General features: G+C 56.9%; 15 protein-coding genes and 3 tRNA genes. 8 read left to right on the plus strand and 10 right to left on the minus strand.

Going from position 1 to position 16815, the window contains the following annotated elements; translation table 11 throughout:
- Window positions 1-702: a DnaA regulatory inactivator HdaA gene (gene hdaA, locus ACODTY_RS03160; RefSeq protein ID WP_488992829.1), complete on the plus strand. Its 702-nt coding sequence runs from the start codon at window positions 1-3 to the stop codon at window positions 700-702.
- Between the two features lie 61 nt (window positions 703-763).
- Here hdaA and yghX read toward each other — a convergent pair whose 3' ends face one another.
- From yghX to ACODTY_RS03185, 5 genes are all read right to left on the minus strand, one after another.
- Window positions 764-1651: a YghX family hydrolase gene (yghX, locus tag ACODTY_RS03165; RefSeq protein WP_488992830.1), complete on the minus strand. Its 888-nt coding sequence runs from the start codon at window positions 1649-1651 to the stop codon at window positions 764-766.
- A 437-nt stretch (window positions 1652-2088) separates the two neighbouring features.
- A tRNA-Leu gene (locus ACODTY_RS03170) sits at window positions 2089-2180 on the minus strand.
- A 131-nt stretch (window positions 2181-2311) separates the two neighbouring features.
- A complete protein-coding gene (locus tag ACODTY_RS03175; protein WP_488992831.1) occupies window positions 2312-2518 on the minus strand; it encodes a hypothetical protein in 207 nt (68 codons plus the stop codon).
- Between the two features lie 1540 nt (window positions 2519-4058).
- Window positions 4059-4135 (minus strand) — tRNA-Arg (locus ACODTY_RS03180).
- 44 nt (window positions 4136-4179) lie between these two features.
- Window positions 4180-4485 (minus strand): ETC complex I subunit, encoded by a 306-nt coding sequence (locus ACODTY_RS03185; RefSeq protein WP_488992832.1) that lies wholly within the window; start codon window positions 4483-4485, stop codon window positions 4180-4182.
- Window positions 4486-4614: 129 nt separating this feature from the next.
- On the opposite strand from ACODTY_RS03185, the gene ACODTY_RS03190 reads away from it, so the two are divergent.
- Window positions 4615-4691 (plus strand) — tRNA-Pro (locus tag ACODTY_RS03190).
- Between the two features lie 76 nt (window positions 4692-4767).
- Here ACODTY_RS03190 and ACODTY_RS03195 read toward each other — a convergent pair.
- Entirely contained in the window at window positions 4768-4917 is a 150-nt protein-coding gene (locus tag ACODTY_RS03195) for a hypothetical protein (RefSeq protein ID WP_164480444.1), read from the minus strand.
- A 118-nt stretch (window positions 4918-5035) separates the two neighbouring features.
- Window positions 5036-6205, minus strand: coding sequence for a cystathionine beta-lyase (locus ACODTY_RS03200; RefSeq protein WP_488992833.1), 1170 nt, complete (start codon window positions 6203-6205; stop codon window positions 5036-5038).
- A gap of 445 nt (window positions 6206-6650) precedes the next feature.
- Here ACODTY_RS03200 and ACODTY_RS03205 point away from each other — a divergent pair, with 445 nt between their 5' ends.
- From ACODTY_RS03205 to ACODTY_RS03220, 4 genes are all read left to right on the plus strand, one after another.
- Window positions 6651-7679 (plus strand): amino acid ABC transporter substrate-binding protein, encoded by a 1029-nt coding sequence (locus tag ACODTY_RS03205; protein ID WP_488992834.1) that lies wholly within the window; start codon window positions 6651-6653, stop codon window positions 7677-7679.
- A 99-nt stretch (window positions 7680-7778) separates the two neighbouring features.
- Window positions 7779-8963 carry an amino acid ABC transporter permease gene (locus tag ACODTY_RS03210; protein ID WP_488992835.1) on the plus strand — a complete coding sequence of 395 codons (1185 nt, stop codon included), beginning with the start codon at window positions 7779-7781 and terminating at the stop codon, window positions 8961-8963.
- 3 nt (window positions 8964-8966) lie between these two features.
- On the plus strand, window positions 8967-10127 hold the full coding sequence (locus ACODTY_RS03215) for an amino acid ABC transporter permease (protein WP_488992836.1): 1161 nt from the start codon (window positions 8967-8969) through the stop codon (window positions 10125-10127).
- Window positions 10128-10144: 17 nt separating this feature from the next.
- Window positions 10145-10948, plus strand: a complete 804-nt coding sequence (locus ACODTY_RS03220) for an amino acid ABC transporter ATP-binding protein (protein WP_488992837.1) — start codon at window positions 10145-10147, stop codon at window positions 10946-10948.
- Between the two features lie 72 nt (window positions 10949-11020).
- Here ACODTY_RS03220 and ACODTY_RS03225 read toward each other — a convergent pair whose 3' ends face one another.
- Window positions 11021-12253, minus strand: coding sequence for an FAD-dependent monooxygenase (locus tag ACODTY_RS03225; RefSeq protein ID WP_488992838.1), 1233 nt, complete (start codon window positions 12251-12253; stop codon window positions 11021-11023).
- Between the two features lie 11 nt (window positions 12254-12264).
- The gene (locus ACODTY_RS03230; protein WP_488992839.1) at window positions 12265-12510 is read right to left on the minus strand and encodes a zinc-finger domain-containing protein; all 246 of its coding nucleotides are present in this window, start codon (window positions 12508-12510) and stop codon (window positions 12265-12267) included.
- A 145-nt stretch (window positions 12511-12655) separates the two neighbouring features.
- On the opposite strand from ACODTY_RS03230, the gene ACODTY_RS03235 reads away from it, so the two are divergent.
- Entirely contained in the window at window positions 12656-14860 is a 2205-nt protein-coding gene (locus tag ACODTY_RS03235; protein ID WP_488992840.1) for an RNA degradosome polyphosphate kinase, read from the plus strand.
- Window positions 14857-16389: an exopolyphosphatase gene (gene ppx, locus ACODTY_RS03240; RefSeq protein ID WP_488992841.1), complete on the plus strand. Its 1533-nt coding sequence runs from the start codon at window positions 14857-14859 to the stop codon at window positions 16387-16389. The genes ACODTY_RS03235 and ppx overlap by 4 nt, the downstream gene beginning before the upstream one ends.
- Here the strand turns inward: ppx and ACODTY_RS03245 are convergent.
- The gene (locus tag ACODTY_RS03245) at window positions 16382-16795 is read right to left on the minus strand and encodes a DoxX family protein (RefSeq protein WP_488992842.1); all 414 of its coding nucleotides are present in this window, start codon (window positions 16793-16795) and stop codon (window positions 16382-16384) included. The two genes, ppx and ACODTY_RS03245, sit on opposite strands and share 8 nt — an antisense overlap.
- Window positions 16796-16815: the final 20 nt, after the last annotated feature.

Here is a 16815-nt window from a genome sequence, read left to right on the forward strand (position 1 = left end):
ATGGCTACCTCTTTGGAGAAACCCCGTCAGTTGCCGCTCGATCTCGGCCATGGGACTGGCTATTCGCGCGACGACCTCGTGGTCTCTCCCTCAAACGAGCAAGCGGTTGCGCTGGTTGATTGCTGGCCGGACTGGCCTTCGGCCGTAGTTGTCCTCGCTGGGCCTGCCGGTTCCGGAAAGACGCATCTGGCGGAAATCTGGCGAGGTGTGGCAAACGCGATGCCGATCGATGCGACGTGCATCGGTGACTCTATCTCGAAGCTTGATGGTCGACCGGCACTGATCGATAACGCCGACAGCGTTTCGATGGATGAGAATGGCATGTTCCATCTCATAAACGAGGTGCGGGCCGCTGGTTCGCATCTCCTGTTGACTGCGCGCCGGTTTCCGTCTGCCTGGAGCGTGAGCCTACCAGACCTCGTTTCGCGGCTGAAAGCTGCAGCAACAGTCGAGATACACGAGCCGGATGACCCGCTCCTGACGGGCGTCATCAGCAAGCTCTTTGCAGATCGCCAGGTCGAGGTGGAGCCGCATGTCGTGCAGTATCTAGTCCGCCGCATAGAGCGCTCGCTTGCAACTGCAATGCGTGTTGTTGACAGACTTGATCGCGTGGCGCTGGAACAACAAAGCCGCATCACCCGCGCCCTTGCAGCGGAAGCCATTAGCGCTATGGACGAAGGCCAGCGCGAGTTCGATCTTTAACGAAGCCGCATTTCTATGCTTGGTGGCTACCTTCTTCGAAATACATAAATCCGGGCGAACATCATGCGAGATGACGCTTGAACCACTCAATTGTTCGATCCCACGCAAGCTTGGCGGCTGCCTCGTCGTAGCGGGGCGTTGAATCGTTGTGAAATCCGTGGTTCACGCCGGGATAGATGTAGGCTTCGTATTCCTTGCCAGCCGCCTTGAGTGCCGTTTCGTATGCCGGCCACCCCTCATTGATGCGGGTGTCGAGTTCCGCATAGTGGATCAGAAGCGGTGCATGGATGCGCGACACATCTTCGGATCTCGGTTGGCGGCCGTAGAATGGAACGGCAGCACCCAATTCGGGATAGGCCACGGCTGCGGCATTGGCGACGCCTCCGCCGTAACAGAAGCCGGTGATGCCGACTTTGCCGGTGGTCGATTTGCTCTTCATCAGGAACTCAATAGCCGCGAAGAAATCATTCATCAGTTTTTCAGGGTCGACCTGTTGTTGTAGTTCACGTCCTTTGTCGTCGTTTCCCGGATAACCGCCAACTGAACTCAGGCCGTCGGGAGCAAGGGCAACAAAGCCAGCCTTTGCAACGCGGCGCGCAACATCTTCGGTGTATGGATTAAGACCTCTATTTTCGTGCACGACGACGACACCCGGTACGGGGCTGCTTGCGGCTGCAGGTTTCACCAAATACGCGCGGACCTTCCCGTTGCCTTTGGGTGAATCGAAAGTGATGTACTCCGCGATGATGTAAGGATCGGTGAATTCGACTTGTTGCGCCAACGCGTAGTCGGGGCTCAACGTACCAAGAATCATTGCCGCGGTGACGCCTCCTACGGCAAATTTCCCTGCGCGATCGAGAAATTCGCGCTTCGTGATCTTGCCGTGAGCGTAATAATCATAGAGCTCCAGCAATTCCTGCGGAAAATCCTTTGCAGTCAGCCGTGACATCGCTTCCTCCGTTTCCTGACGTGCCCAAGAAAACAGGATATGCCAGAGTGATCGCATGTCACGTTCACGATTTCGAAAGCTGGTTTTGTCGAAGAACAGGCGCCGGAGTCTCGAGACGGTATGACTTTGGAGGCATTTGCCGCGATCCGCGACAAAAAAGCCCCGCCGAAGCGGGGCAAAGATGAGAGTCTGAAGAATTGACCAACGAGCTTGGGGAGCCGGGAACGGCCAAGCCTTCAACTGTTCAACCGCTAGGTCGAGACAGCGCCGAAAAACTAGCGAAGTTGAACGCCCGCGGCACTAGGCCATGACAGGAAAAAGATTTTCTCCACAATAATGATGGGTTCGTCTGAACGTTTATGTCTTAATGAAACGCTCGACGTGAATTCGAGTTTCAGCCTTCATCAGGAATTTGCTGCAAGCCTTTGATTTATTCGCGATCCTTGCAGGATTTGAACCTGCGACCATCGGCTTGGAAGGCCATCAGAAGTTTTTTGGTATCAACGGTTGTTCCAAATTTTGATCCACCGCGAACGGGTGAACAAACGGCGAAAGTTGGAACTCATTTCTCCCTAATTTCGCATCCTGTGCTGGCTAACTCACCAAGCATTGTCAGCTTGGTTGACGGTGGTGAGAATATCCCACCACCGCCTCTAGGCGCTAAAGTGTGGCAGCGGCCAGTTTTGTCAAAAGTGTCTGCCGGTCTTCCACGGACTTCAGGCGAATGGTCATGGCCTCGCTCTTTACAGGGACTTGCGGCGGAAGGCTTACTTCCACATCGGGTGCATGTTCAGCGGCCCATCGTTTGAAACGAGGCAACTTGTTCGGGCCACTGATGGGGAAGGTGAAACTGTACTTGAAGGACATGGGTTCAATCCACAGTTATGCGCCGAGCCAAGCAGCCGCCGCGCAGACAAACCGCTGCGTGCCACTTGGTGGTCGTTGGAAATCAATTCGGTGAATAGAAGTTCGATCCTGGTGCCGCTCTTGCCATCGCAGGTAGGAGCACCAGGCGATCAGCCTATTTGAAGGCCGCCTTTGCAGATCGTATATCGAGCATTGGCCACAGGGGTCATGAGCGGCTTGTCGGCCATTGGTCGCCGGAAGTCAAATGCGGAGCTGGCGCGGGAACTGCCCGCATGGTGCGCGACCTAATCTAGACCTCCATTGGCCTGGTATTTGGCGTAGACGTTGTCGCAAAGGACCGGGCTTTCACCTAGATCAATCCAGTTGTCAGGATCGAGGGCATCCGTGGTCATCTTGCGGACCCTCGACTCTTTCATCCCGGAGCGGGTCAGCAGAGAGATGGCGTCGTGCTTGATTTTTCAAGACATTTCGATGTTGCCGCGAATGTTGGAACAACTCGAAAAGAAGGCCAGCAACGTTCGACCTTGAACTTCGTCCTTTGGGAGTTTGTTGGTGGCCTGCTGAGCTTGCGCCGACGATACCAGCAGGACAATTGAAATCAGTAACCAAACACGCATCGCTCATCCCCAATCCGACTGTCAATGTAGCAGGTCCCGTCGGCAACGGAAGCGAGCGCGATGCCTGTCAGTCTTACGCGATGGCAAAGATTTGGTATGAACGATCGTTCCAAGTTTTGAGCCATCGCGAATGGGTGAGCCAACAGAGAAGGCTGGAACTCATTTTTCCCGTGTTTCGCGTATCCTGCGCCGGTCGGTTCGCCTCGCTTCGTCGGTCTGCCGGACGGTGGTGAGGTCTGCGGGCTGATAGGTGCGATGAATGGCGTTGGCGGAGCCAATCGAATTCGCCATCTTGGCCTAATCATCGCTGGTTCGGCACCGCCGGCCTGCAACTCGATCGCGCCAGACCGACGCATGTCTGCCAGAGTGCGCTAGTCGTTAGGGAAGCAAAGCTCGCGCACCGCCGCGAAGTAATCAGGCATGGCGAAGCGCGAATATGGTGCGCCCTATCGGTTGCGCAGGATCGCACCAACCTCGGAGGTTGCTTTTCCAGGTAGGCTTACAGCAGCGTAAGCGAGAGCCGGCCGGGGGACTATGCTGGCACGTCCGGTCTTGGTGTGGTTCATCGGGAAATGACGGACCGGACCTTCGCCTACGACCATACCGATGGTCAGCGCGCGGAGATCGACAGGTGAAATTGGGTGTCCCATCCAAAGCCGGTGGCGACAGCGAGCTCATGATAGCCTGCGCGCCATATAGCCTTCGCCATCCGCAGAGTTTTCCTCTCATTCCATCGGCGTCGGAAACTGTGGGGTGAAGATCTGTAGTCTGGCGTCGATCGAGGTCAAACATGACGGTCTGGAAGGACGAATAGTTCAGTACATTGATCCGCTTTCAGCTTCCATTTCGGGACGGGAGAATGAACGTGCCGATCGCGGAAGTTGGAACTCGCTGCAGCATACAGGTGTAACATATTGAAATTATGGCGATCCCGGCAGGATTCGAACCTGCGACCATCGGCTTAGAAGGCCGGTGCTCTATCCAGCTGAGCTACGGGACCGCTAACCAGCTGCCTAGTGGCGGCCGGCGTTTGCCAAGGACACCTCAATGGGTCCAAGGCGTGCGGCGGTCATAGCGGAAATTGTCGGAATATGAAATCTGCCGACGCTTCGATTCCTTCGGTTCTTCAACCCGATATGCAAGACCTTGGCTTTCAGCGTAGGCAATGGCTTCTTCCCGTGTTTCGAATGACAGCCTGATCTGGCTCTTCATATCACCGGAAGTCGTGTAGCCCATCAGAGGGTCGATCTTGCGAGGCTGCTCGGGATCGAATTCCAGCAGCCAATAACCAGTTTTGCCTTTGCCCGATTGCATCGCGGTCTTTGCTGGGCTGAAAATGCGCGCGGACATAAAAACCTCGTTGCTGCTTCGGCGCTTGCCGTTCTCGCGATTTGCTTACTGTGCAATGTGGGTTCCGGCAAGAGGACACGCTTTTGCACTTGCCATGCCACATCTAAATCAATAGGCAACACACGGCCTCGGAGTGTAGCGCAGCCTGGTAGCGCACCTGATTTGGGATCAGGGGGTCGCAGGTTCGAATCCTGCCACTCCGACCACCAATCTTTCCCAGTGGATGTTTGCGCGCAACGACGATCGTTTTGCTGCCTGTGCCAGTGCCAAACCTGGCCGATATCAGACGAACACCATCAGAACGATTGCCCCGATGACGATGAGAACAAGGCCACCGATCAGCATCGGCAGAAGCGTGTTCCCGGATTCGGCTCCACTGGCGGCCTCTGAAGTGGTTGTTACCGCCAGCCTCTTGCCCTCGGGGGTAGCCATGTTCTTCTCCTCCAGCACAGGGAATTCGTATCTCGGATTTCCTGATATCCTCCTTGGAGGCTTGTTCTTTGCGCTGGAGCAAACTTAGGGGCCGCTGTGCCCGAAGCACGGATAGTGGTCAGATAGCGGCCGCGGCCTTGAGACCTCGCAGGATGTCTGCCTTCAGGTCCTCGATATCTTCCAGACCGATCTGCAAACGGATCACTGGCCCCTCGTAAGGCCCCTTGGCTACGACACGGTCTCCCAGGAAAACAGGCACGGCAAGGCTTTCATAGCCGCCCCAGGAGTAGCCCAGTCCAAAAATCTCGAGAGCATCGAGAAATGCATGCGCATGGCTTTGGCCACCGCCTGCAAGCACCACCGAAAAGATGCCGCTGGAGCCGCCGAAATCCCGCTTCCACAAGGCATGGTCAGGATGGCTTGGCAGCGCGGGGTGCAGAACGCGCGCAACCCCACTTTGCGTTTCCAGCCATTGGGCGATGGCAAGGGCACTGCGCTGATGGTGTTCCAACCGTACGCCCATTGTGCGCAAGCCGCGCAGCACCTGATAGACGTCGTCTGGCCCGGCGCAGCAGCCAAGTGTGATGAACGCATCATGCAGGCGTTGCCAATGAGCTTCGTTGGCCGAAACTGTTCCGAGCAGCACGTCGGAATGGCCCCCAGGATATTTCGTGGCTGCGTGGATCGAGATATCCACACCGTGATCCAGCGGTTTGAAATAGAGTGGCGTTGCCCATGTGTTGTCCATCATCACAAGCGCGCCAGCAGCATGCACAGCTTTCGCGATCGCAGAAATGTCCTGGATTTCAAAGGTGTTCGATGCGGGCGATTCGGTGAACACAATGCTGGTATTCGGCTTGATGAGCGCTGCGATCCCGGCGCTGATCCGCGGGTCGTAGTAGTCGACCTCCATTCCGAGCCGTTTGAGCATGGTGTCGGCGAAGTGGCGCGTCGGATGGTAAACCGAATCGACGATCAAGATATGCTTGCCCGCCTCGGCGAAGGCGAGCAACGGCACGGTAACCGCCGCAAGGCCTGACGGCACCAGGATGGTGCCCGCCGAACCTTCGAGCTCGTCAATAGCAGAGGCGAGTGCGTCTGTAGTCGGGGTCCCGCGGGTGCCATAGGTGTACTTCTGTGCCCGGGTCGCCAGTGTAGCTGCGTCAGGAAATAGGACGGTTGAGGCATGTACTACAGGCGGATTTACGAAGCCGTGATAGTCCCGTGGGTTGTGGCCGGAATGCGCGAGCCGCGTATTGATACCCAGTGTTTTGTCGTTTTTCGCCATTATCTCAATCACCTGACGGGAAAGCCCAACGCATAGAGGCGCAGCATCGGAGGTGCAACTGCCACCCGCGTGACAGGTGCATGGATTTGGTAGGCCAAATCGGTGCGACGATGCGTAGTGCTCGAATTGTATTCCGCTGCGGAAGGCTGTCAGCGGTTTGAATTTGGCATGCAGAAGACGGCATCTTGCAGCCGGGGAAAACTTTATTCCCCTTCCAGATATCATTGCATTTCAATGACTTGCTACAATGCTTTTCGAAACACGCCACCTTTCTGTCATTTTTCTTGACCTCACAGAAATAATCGCCTTCGATGCAGTTCGTGAATGGGAGAAAGGCTGCGCGTCGATCTCGATGCCATGTTCCGGAAGTGGGCCGGTACAGTGAGCCGCGTTCGCAAGAAAAAGGTCGGGTTAAGCCCCGAATAACAGAAAAGGGTTTTGGGTTATGAAGCAATTGGCATTGGGTATCTTGAGCGCGGCGGCCTTTGGCATCGTTGCCACGGCGGCGTCCGCCGGCACACTGGAAGACGTTAAGGCGAAGGGTTTTCTGCAGTGCGGCGTCAATACGGGTCTCGCAGGTTTTTCTGCGCCAAACGACAAGGGTGAGTGGACCGGCCTCGACGTCGATTTCTGCCGCGCGGTTGCCGCAGCGGTGTTTGGAGACGGCACCAAGGTGAAGTTCACCGGCCTGAGCGCGAAGGATCGCTTCACTGCGCTTCAGTCGGGCGAGGTCGACATCCTGTCCCGTAACACGACCTGGACGGTCAACCGCGATACGGCGCTCGGTCTCAACTTTGCCGGTGTCACCTACTATGACGGCCAAGGCTTCATGATCAACGCCAAGAAGCTGCCCGGCGTGAATTCGGCGCTGCAGCTTTCGGGTGCTGCGGTCTGCGTCCAGGCCGGCACGACCACGGAACTCAATCTTGCCGACTACTTCAAGGCCAACAAGATGGAGTACAACCCGGTCGTCTTCGAGAAGTTCGAAGAAGCCAACGCTGCCTATGACGCCGGTCGTTGCGACGCATACACGACCGACCAGTCAGGTCTCTACGCCGTGCGCCTGCAGATGTCGGCGCCGGATGATCACGTGGTTCTTCCCGAGATCATCTCGAAAGAGCCGCTTGGACCTTCTGTTCGCCAGGGCGACGACAAGTGGTTCGATATCGTCAAGTGGACCTACTACGCGCTTTTGAACACAGAAGAGGCAGGCGTGACGCAGGCCAACGTCGATGAAATGAAGAACAGCGACAATCCGGATATCAAGCGGCTGCTGGGCACGGAAGCTGAAACCAAGATCGGCACCGACCTCGGCTTGAGCAACGACTGGGTCGTCAACATCGTGAAGGCCACCGGCAACTACGGTGAAATCTTCGAGCGCAACGTTGGCACGGGTAGCCCGCTCAAGATTTCCCGTGGCATCAATGCCTTGTGGACCAAGGGCGGCTTGCAGTACGGAATGCCAATTCGCTGATCTCAAGCTGGGCCGGAGGATACGTCCTCCGGCCCTGATTGCCCTTCAAGCCACAACAAAAACAGGCTGGAGGGTTGAAGTCGCGGTAAGGGGAGCCATGTGGCACAAGAGGCAATTCACGAAGCGCCCGCAAGGGCGTCTTTGATCTATGACCCGAGGGTCCGCGGCATAGTCTTCCAGATAGTTCTGGTCGCGCTGCTGGCAGCGGGCATTTGGTGGATCGTAGACAATACGATCGAAAATCTGCGTCGCTCCAACATTACAACCGGCTTTGCATTCCTGCGAGGGAGGGCGGGTTTTGACATTTCCGATCGGTTGATCGAATACAGTTCAGACTCATCCTACGGTCGCGCGCTCATTGTCGGTGTGCTCAATACCGCTGCCGTCGCGGCGGCTGGTATTGTAACGGCTACGATCCTTGGGTTCCTTGTTGGTGTTGGGCGGTTGTCGAACAACTGGCTGATCCGCAAGCTGGCCACTGCCTATGTCGAGCTTTTCCGAAACATTCCGCCACTGCTGGTCATCTTGTTCTGGTACCAAGGCGTTTTGGCGCTTCTACCCAGCGTTCGCGACAGCGTTTCGCTTCCCTTAGGGTCTTATCTCAACAATCGTGGTTTTTACTTCCCACGTTTCGTGTGGGAGCAAGGAGCGTGGCTTGTCTTCGCAGGGTTGGTAACCGGCATTGCGCTAAGCTGGTTCGTAGCCCGACGTGCCAGGATGCGTCAGATGGCGACTGGCAAGCAGTTTCCGGTACTTCTTATCAGCATTGCGCTGATAGTTGGTCTTCCGTTGCTGGGTTTCTTGGTAGTGGGCTTGCCAGTATCGATCGATTTTCCGCAAAAGGGTACGTTTAATCTGACGGGCGGAATGAACGTCAAGCCGGAGTTCTTGTCGCTCTATCTGGCGCTGTCATTCTATACTGCTGCGTTTATCGCAGAAATCGTGCGCGCCGGCATCATGGGGGTGCCGCGCGGTCAAACGGAAGCGTACTCGGCTTTGGGCCTTCGCTCGAACCTCGGCCTGAGGCTTGTGGTCATTCCGCAAGCAATGCGCATCATCATTCCGCCGCTGACAAGCCAGTATCTTAATCTTACAAAGAATTCCTCGCTTGCCGTTGCGATTGGCTATCCTGATCTCTATGCGGTTGGTGGCACGATCCTCAATCAGACAGGACAGGCGATTGAGGTGGTGGTCATCTTCATGGTGGTCTACCTGAGCATCAGTATCCTCACTTCAATTCTCATGAATTGGTTCAATACCAAAATGGCGTTGAAGGAGAGGTGACCCATGCAAGAGCATGATATGTCATGGGTTCGCACCGAAATGGCTTTGGCTCAGGCAGCACCTGGCTCTCAGGTCGGGTTTGGGGCATGGATTCGCAAGAACCTGTTTTCGACCCCATTTGATGCTGCACTGTCGCTGCTTGCGATTCTTGCGCTTGCCTGGTCTGTTCCGCATATCCTGAACTGGCTCTTTTTCGATGCAGTCTGGACAGGTGCGGACAGGACAGCTTGCTTGACTACCGAACAGGGGGGGCAACTTCCTGCCGGATGGAGCGGGGCCTGCTGGCCATTTGTCAGCGGCCGCTTCGGTCAATTCATGTTCGGCCGATATCCGCTTGAAGAGCGCTGGCGGGTTATCCTGACCGGTATTCTGTTCATTGCTCTTTTGGCGCCTCTCCTTATTCCGAAAGTGCCCTACAAGGGGTTGAACGCCATCTTGTTTTTCGGCGTTTTCCCGTTCGTGGCATTCTTCCTGCTAGTCGGCGGCGCCTTCGGTCTCCGATATGTGGAAACGCCCCTCTGGGGCGGCCTCATGGTTACCTTGGTGATTTCTTACGTCGGCATCGTCGTATCATTGCCGCTTGGCGTATTGCTCGCCCTGGGGCGGCGCTCAAAAATGCCGATCGTCAAGCTTCTTTCGGTGATCTTCATCGAAGCTGTGCGCGGTGTCCCTCTCGTCACCGTTCTCTTTATGGCAAGCTTCATGCTTCCCCTGTTCGTGCCTCCCGGCATGACTTTCGACAAGCTTTTGCGTGCGCTTATCGGCGTGGCGCTGTTTGCGTCGGCGTATATGGCGGAGGTCGTGCGCGGCGGATTGCAGGCCATTCCGAAGGGGCAATACGAAGGCGCCGATTCACTGGGGCTCGGTTACTGGCAGAAGATGGGTTTTATCATCATGCCCCAGGCGTTGAAGCTCGTCATACCCGGCATCGTCAATACTTTCATCGGTATGTTCAAGGACACCACTCTGGTCCTCATCATCTCGATGTTCGATCTGCTTGGGGTGGTGAAGCAGAATATTTCTGGCGACCCGACCTGGGCAACACCCCAGACTGCCAAGACAGGCTACATCTTCGCGGCAGCTATTTTCTGGGTGTTCTGTTTCGGTATGTCTCGCTACTCCCAATATATGGAACGCCGGCTCGATACCGGCCATAAACGCTAGACAAAGGGGAATGGCTTATGGCCACCGAAAACGCAGTCAGCGCGGAAGAGATCAAGGTCAACACCAACAAAATGCAGGTTTCAGCTACCGATGTAGCGATCGAAATCATTGGCATGCATAAATGGTACGGCGAATTCCATGTGCTGAAGGACATTAACCTGAAGGTCATGCGCGGCGAGCGCATCGTCATTTGCGGCCCGTCCGGCTCAGGCAAGTCGACCATGATCAGGTGCATCAATCGGTTGGAAGAACACCAGAAGGGCAAGATCATTGTTGATGGCAAGGAACTGACCAACGATCTCAAGAAGATCGATGAGGTTCGCCGTGAGGTCGGCATGGTGTTCCAGCACTTCAACCTATTTCCGCATCTGACCATCCTCGAGAATTGCACGCTTGCTCCAATCTGGGTTCGCAAGATTCCGAAGAAGCAGGCTGAGGAAACGGCCATGCATTTCTTGGCGCGGGTCAAGATTCCGGAACAGGCGCACAAGTATCCCGGCCAGCTCTCGGGCGGACAGCAGCAGCGCGTCGCAATCGCGCGTTCGCTTTGCATGAACCCGCGCATCATGCTGTTCGATGAGCCGACTTCGGCGCTCGATCCGGAAATGATCAAAGAGGTTCTGGAAACCATGGTCGGCCTTGCGGAAGAAGGCATGACCATGCTGTGCGTAACGCATGAAATGGGGTTTGCGCGCAAGGTCGCGAACCGGGTCATCTTCATGGATGCCGGCCAGATCGTGGAACAGAACACGCCTGCGGAGTTCTTCGATCACCCTCGGCATGAGCGCACAAAGCTGTTCCTGTCGCAGATTCTCCACTGATCGTTCTGTAGCCTCTATGAAAACGGCCCGGTCATTTTATGGCCGGGCTTTTTTATCAGTTAATGCAGTGGTTTATGCGGTGTCGTTGACGGAACTGGAGTCCGGTAGTCGCCAACCATAAAGCCAGTCGAGATCAGCGGCGAGCTGCTCGGGCGAACGCAATTTCAAGACGAGATTACGGGCGAGCGCGACTGGCCCCGCCGCATGCCACGCGAGATGATTGAGCGCACCGCGCCGAACAACTTTGTTGACGCGATCCTTGCGCTGCTGTTCCCATGCAGAAAGTGCCGTTGCGAGTTCATCGTCAATGGCGATGCAGTCGGCCAACAGGGCGGCATCCTCGATTGCCATCGCGGCTCCCTGGGCGGCGAATGGTGTCATGGCGTGAGCAGCATCGCCGATGAGCGCGGTGGCTTTTGCAGTCCATGCCCCGTTCGGATCAACGCTGTGCAGCGGCCAGGCCGCCCAGCCTTTTGACAAATGCACAAGCTCTCGGAGTTTCGGCGAAGTGTTGCGCATGGCTTGCGCGAGGATTTTGATATCTGCGTTGCCGAACCAGCTGTCGGCAATTCGCTCACCTTTGGTGAAAGCAACGAGATTGATCTTCGTGCCGGCACTAATTGGATAGGCGATCAGGTGGAAACGGCTGTGGAGGAAAGCCGTCACGGCGTCAGCATTTGCGATACCTGCAAATGCCTTTCCGGCGGGCCCGTCGAGCGCGATCGTGGTGCGCCATGCCAATTCTCCGGTGAACTGGCTGGGGGCAGTCGTTCTTACCGCGCTGCGAACCACCGACCAGACACCGTCGGCTCCAACAAGCAGTCCTGCGCCGACTTTCGAAACTTCGCCAGCGCAATTCAGCGAAGCTTCAACACGGTTCGCGTGTTGCTGCACGTCGGTTACTCGTGCGCCTGTCGTGAGTTCGATCCGGTTGCTTCGGCTGGCTGTAGCCAACAAGGCGGTTTGGAGATCCGCCCGATGGACAACGAGGTAAGGGGCCTTCCAGCGCCTCTCGGCCGCGCCACCGAGTAGTATGGCCGTGAGTGTCTTGAGGGTGCCTGCGTCCCTTAGTTCGACTGCGCGAGGTTGCACGGCATAAGGCAGCAATTCCGGAAGAACGCCCAGTTCACGCAAGATGTGTGTGGCATTGGGTGAAAGCTGCAGGCCTGCGCCGAAAGCTTCCAGTTGCGATGCCTGTTCACAAATCCTGACTGAAAAACCTCGTCTTGCGAAAGCGATGGACGCCGTAAGGCCGGCTATTCCAGCGCCCGCAATGATGACCGACCGGGATCGTTCATCGATCAAGATGCCGGCTTTCAGGCAGCGCGATCGACATAGGCGCAGTTCGGCGGCAACGTCTCGCCAGCCTTTAATCCTGCGTTGTAGCGATACAGCGTCGAGCAATAGGGGCAGACCTTTTCGTTGTCTGCACCCAGGTCGAGAAAGACGTGCGGATGGTCGAAAGGCGGGTTGGCGCCGACGCACATGAATTCTTTCACGCCGATCTCGATTGCCGCATGGCCTTGATCGTTCTGGAAATGGGGAATGGAACCGCCGGCCATGATCGTCTCCTTCGGGCTCGTGCCACTTGCGTTTGGAGCATAACCCGGCTCTTTGCAAGATCGATGAAATGAAACTGTCGCAAAACCCTGTCAGAGGATAAATTGAGCCGGATAACCGGCGTTCAGGGCTGGAGAAAACAGGGACATGAGCGAGTTGAAGCCGGTTCAAGCCGAATTCGTCACCACCGAAGCCCCGCCGATGGAAAGCGGTAACCCGGACCGGTTCGTCAACCGCGAGTTTTCCTGGTTGCAGTTCAATCGTCGGGTGCTCGAGGAGTCGCAAAATCCGAGACATCCATTGCTTGAGCGGATCCGCTTTTTGTCGATTTCCGCGGCGAACCTGGATGAGTTCTTCATGGTGCGTGTTGCCGGCCTGGCCGGTCAGGTGCGCGAGAAGATTGCACTGAAAAGCCCCGACGGTCGTACTCCGGAACAGCAGCTCGAACAAATCCTGCGGGAGGTCGAGCGCCTTCAGGAAGATCAGCAGAAAAGCCTTTCGGCATTGATGGAACTGCTGAACGAGGAAGGTATCGAGACCATCACCAGCGATGCGTTGACCAAGGAAGAACGCGTTTGGCTCGAGGAGCATTTCCGTGAGCAGGTGTTTCCGGTCTTGACGCCTCTTTCGATTGATCCGGCACATCCATTTCCCTTCATTCCCAATCTCGGCTTCTCGATGGCCTTGCAGCTTCGCCACCGCAAGGAAGGCGAGGAAATGAGTGCTCTTTTGAGGCTTCCGCCCGCGCTGAAGCGCTATGTTCGCTTGCCCGATCGCAAGAACCATGTTCGCTTCATTCCACTGGAAGAGGTGGTTGCGATTTACATCGGCAAGCTGTTCCCAGGCTATGAGGTCAAGGGATCGGGCACTTTCCAGATCATTCGCGACAGCGATATCGAGGTCGAGGAGGAATCGGAAGATCTGGTCCGCCTGTTTGAGACGGCTCTGAAGCGCCGGCGGCGTGGGTCGGTGATCCGTATCGAGTTCGACAGCAAGATGCCGGAAGAGCTGCGCGATTTCGTGGCTGGCGAACTGGGTGTTGCTGCCAACCGAATCAGCGTGCTCAACGGTCCGCTGGCACTCAGCCAGATTGCGGAGATCGTTGCGGTTGCCCGCGACGATCTCAAGTTCACCCCTTACAACCCGCGCTTTCCAGAGCGGATTCGCGAGCATGGCGGAGACTGTTTCGCGGCTATCCGTGAAAAAGATATCGTCGTCCACCACCCCTACGAATCGTTCGATGTGGTCGTTCAGTTCCTGAGGCAAGCAGCCGCGGACCCTGAAGTCGTAGCTATCAAGCAAACGCTTTATCGCACCTCCAATGACAGCCCGATCGTGCGCGCATTGATAGATGCCGCCGAGGCGGGGAAGTCGGTCACTGCGCTGGTGGAACTCAAGGCGCGCTTTGACGAGGAGGCGAATATCCGCTGGGCGCGCGACCTTGAGCGCGCTGGCGTGCAGGTCGTGTTCGGCTTTCTGGAACTGAAGACCCACGCGAAGATGTCGCTCGTGGTGCGGCGCGAGGACGGACGCTTGCGCAACTACGTGCACCTTGGAACGGGCAACTATCACCCGATTACGGCGCGCATCTATACCGATCTGTCGTTCTTTACGACCGATCCGCAGATTGCGCGCGACGTGGCTCAGATATTCAATTTCATCACCGGCTATGCGGAACCGGCGGAGGAGATGACCATCGCATTGTCGCCCTACACGTTGCGCAGCCGCATCCTTGGCCATATCGCCACCGAGGTCGAGCATGCACGCAATGGACGGCCGGCGCGCATCTGGATGAAAATGAACTCCCTCGTAGATCCCTCCGTTATCGATGCGCTCTATGAGGCCAGTCGTGCGGGAGTGGAAATCGACCTTGTTGTACGCGGCATATGTTGCCTGCGACCTCAGGTTCCCGGCCTTTCGGAAAATATCCGCGTCAAGTCGATCGTCGGCCGTTTCCTGGAGCACAGCCGAATTTACTGCTTCGGCAACGGGCATGGCCTGCCATCCGACGAAGCGATCATCTACATCAGCTCGGCAGACCTGATGCCGCGCAATCTCGACCGCCGCGTCGAGTGCATGGTGCCGATCACGAACCCGACTGTGCATGAACAGGTGCTTGGCCAGATCATGCTGGGCAACCTTGTGGACAATCAGCAAAGTTTCGAAGTATTGGCAGATGGAACCTCCAGGCGCGTGTCGCTGGAAGAGGGCGAGGAGCCGTTCAACGCGCAGGAATATTTCATGACGAATCCGAGCCTGTCGGGACGGGGCGACGCACTGAAATCGCACGCGCCCAAGCGCATTGCACAGTTCAAGCGCCGCAAAAAACTCGACGTAGCGACGGGCGGATGATTTCAGCATCCCAGGGGCGCCTTCAGGACCGCAAGCCGGTTTCGATCATCGACATTGGATCGAATTCGATCCGACTTGTCGTTTATGAAGGCCTGGCGCGTTCGCCGACTATCCTGTTCAACGAAAAGATGCTGGCCGGGCTTGGGCGCGGCATCGTTTCGACAGGTAAGCTCGATCCGGAGGCGGTCACCCGCTCGATGGAAGAGTTCAGGCGATTTCGTGGCCTTTCCGATCAGGCGGGTGCCGAGGAAATCTATGTGCTGGCGACTGCGGCCGCGCGAGAAGCCGGAAACGGCCCGGACTTTATCCGCCGCGCGGAGGACGTTCTCAAGACCGAAGTTCGGGTGCTGAGCGGGAGGCAAGAGGCCTATTACTCCGCTCTCGGCGTGATTTCGGGTTTCCATCCGGCAAATGGCATTGCCGGTGACCTTGGCGGCGGCAGCCTTGAACTTATCGACGTCAACAGCGAGGTGATCGGCGATGGCATCACCTTGCCGCTGGGTGGCCTGCGTTTGCAGGACATGGCGAAAAATTCGCTGACACAGGCGGTGAAGATCGCGCGGCTGGAAGTGGCGCGAGCAAAGCTGCTCAAGGCCGGGCAGGGGCGCGTCTTCTATGCCGTGGGCGGGACCTGGCGAAACCTGGCCCGCCTGCATATGGAGACGACGAACTATCCGCTCGGCGTCATGCACCATTACGAGATCAGCGCAGATAGTGCCGCTGCATTTCTCAAACAGGTCGCCAAAGGCGACATCGACAAGTTCAAGGGGATCGAAGGCGTGTCGAAGGCTCGACGCGCCTTGTTGCCCTATGGCGCAATCGTGCAACAGGAAATCCTTGCAGCGATGAAACCGGCAAAGATTGTGATCTCTGCGGTTGGTGTGCGCGAAGGCTTTCTTTATTCGCTGCTGAAAGGAGCCGACCAGAAAGCCGATCCGCTGCTTTCGGCTTGCGAAGAATTGGCCAGGTTGCGTTCGCGTTCGTTCACTCACGCGCAGGAACTGGCCGAATGGACAGACAAGGCCTTCGCTGCCTATGGGGTCGATGAGACCGAGGACGAGGTGCGGTATCGAAAGGCCGCCTGCCTTCTGGCCGATATCGGCTGGCGGGCGCATCCTGAATATCGCGGCACGCAATCGCTCAACATCATTGCGCATGCGTCGTTCATCGGCGTGGACCATCCGGGACGAGCCTATCTGGCGCTGACCAGCCTGTTTCGCCATGAAGGGCTGTTCAAGGAATCGTCGCCTGAAATCCGCTCGCTGGCGACGCCCCGCCTTTTGGAGCGGGCACGTATTTTGGCGGCGACGATGCGGGTTGTTTACCTGCTTTCGGCGGCTATGCCCGGCGCCATCCCGAGGCTCAAATGGGAAAACCGTGGCAACGGGGTTCTGGCGTTGGTCATTCCGGCTTCGCTGGGTGACCTTTATGGCGAGCGTCCCATCGGACGGTTGGCGCAACTGGCGAAAACTCTCAATCGCAAGCTGATCCTGGCCGTCGAGGATGGTCCGAGCGTTGCGGTCAAGTAGCACGCAACCCGCGCCAAGAATCCACCGAAAAGGCTCCGGCCCCAGCCATTGCAAGGGCTAGGAACCCGCCGGCGATGGCTATGTCCTTCATCAACATCTGCTTGTGCATGAACATCAGTACGGGGTCGCCGGCGCCCTGACCGTAGTGACCCATAAATGCGGCGCTCAGGCAAAACAGGGCCAAGGCGAGGGAAGCGATACGGGTTTGAAACCCGATCAGGATGAGCAAGCCGGAAATCAATTCGAAAAGACCCACGCCCCACGCCATGATTGATGGCGCTGGCAAGCCTAGGCCGGCAAAGTAGCCGGTCGAGCCACTGATGTTACCCAGCGTTTGAAAACCGGCGGGGATGAACAGGGCGGCGAAGAGGAGACGTGCCAGAAGAAGCGTAAGGTTTCGTGACATGTTGCTGCCTCCATGATCAC

It is taken from the genome of Mesorhizobium sp. FG116 (assembly GCF_057809835.1).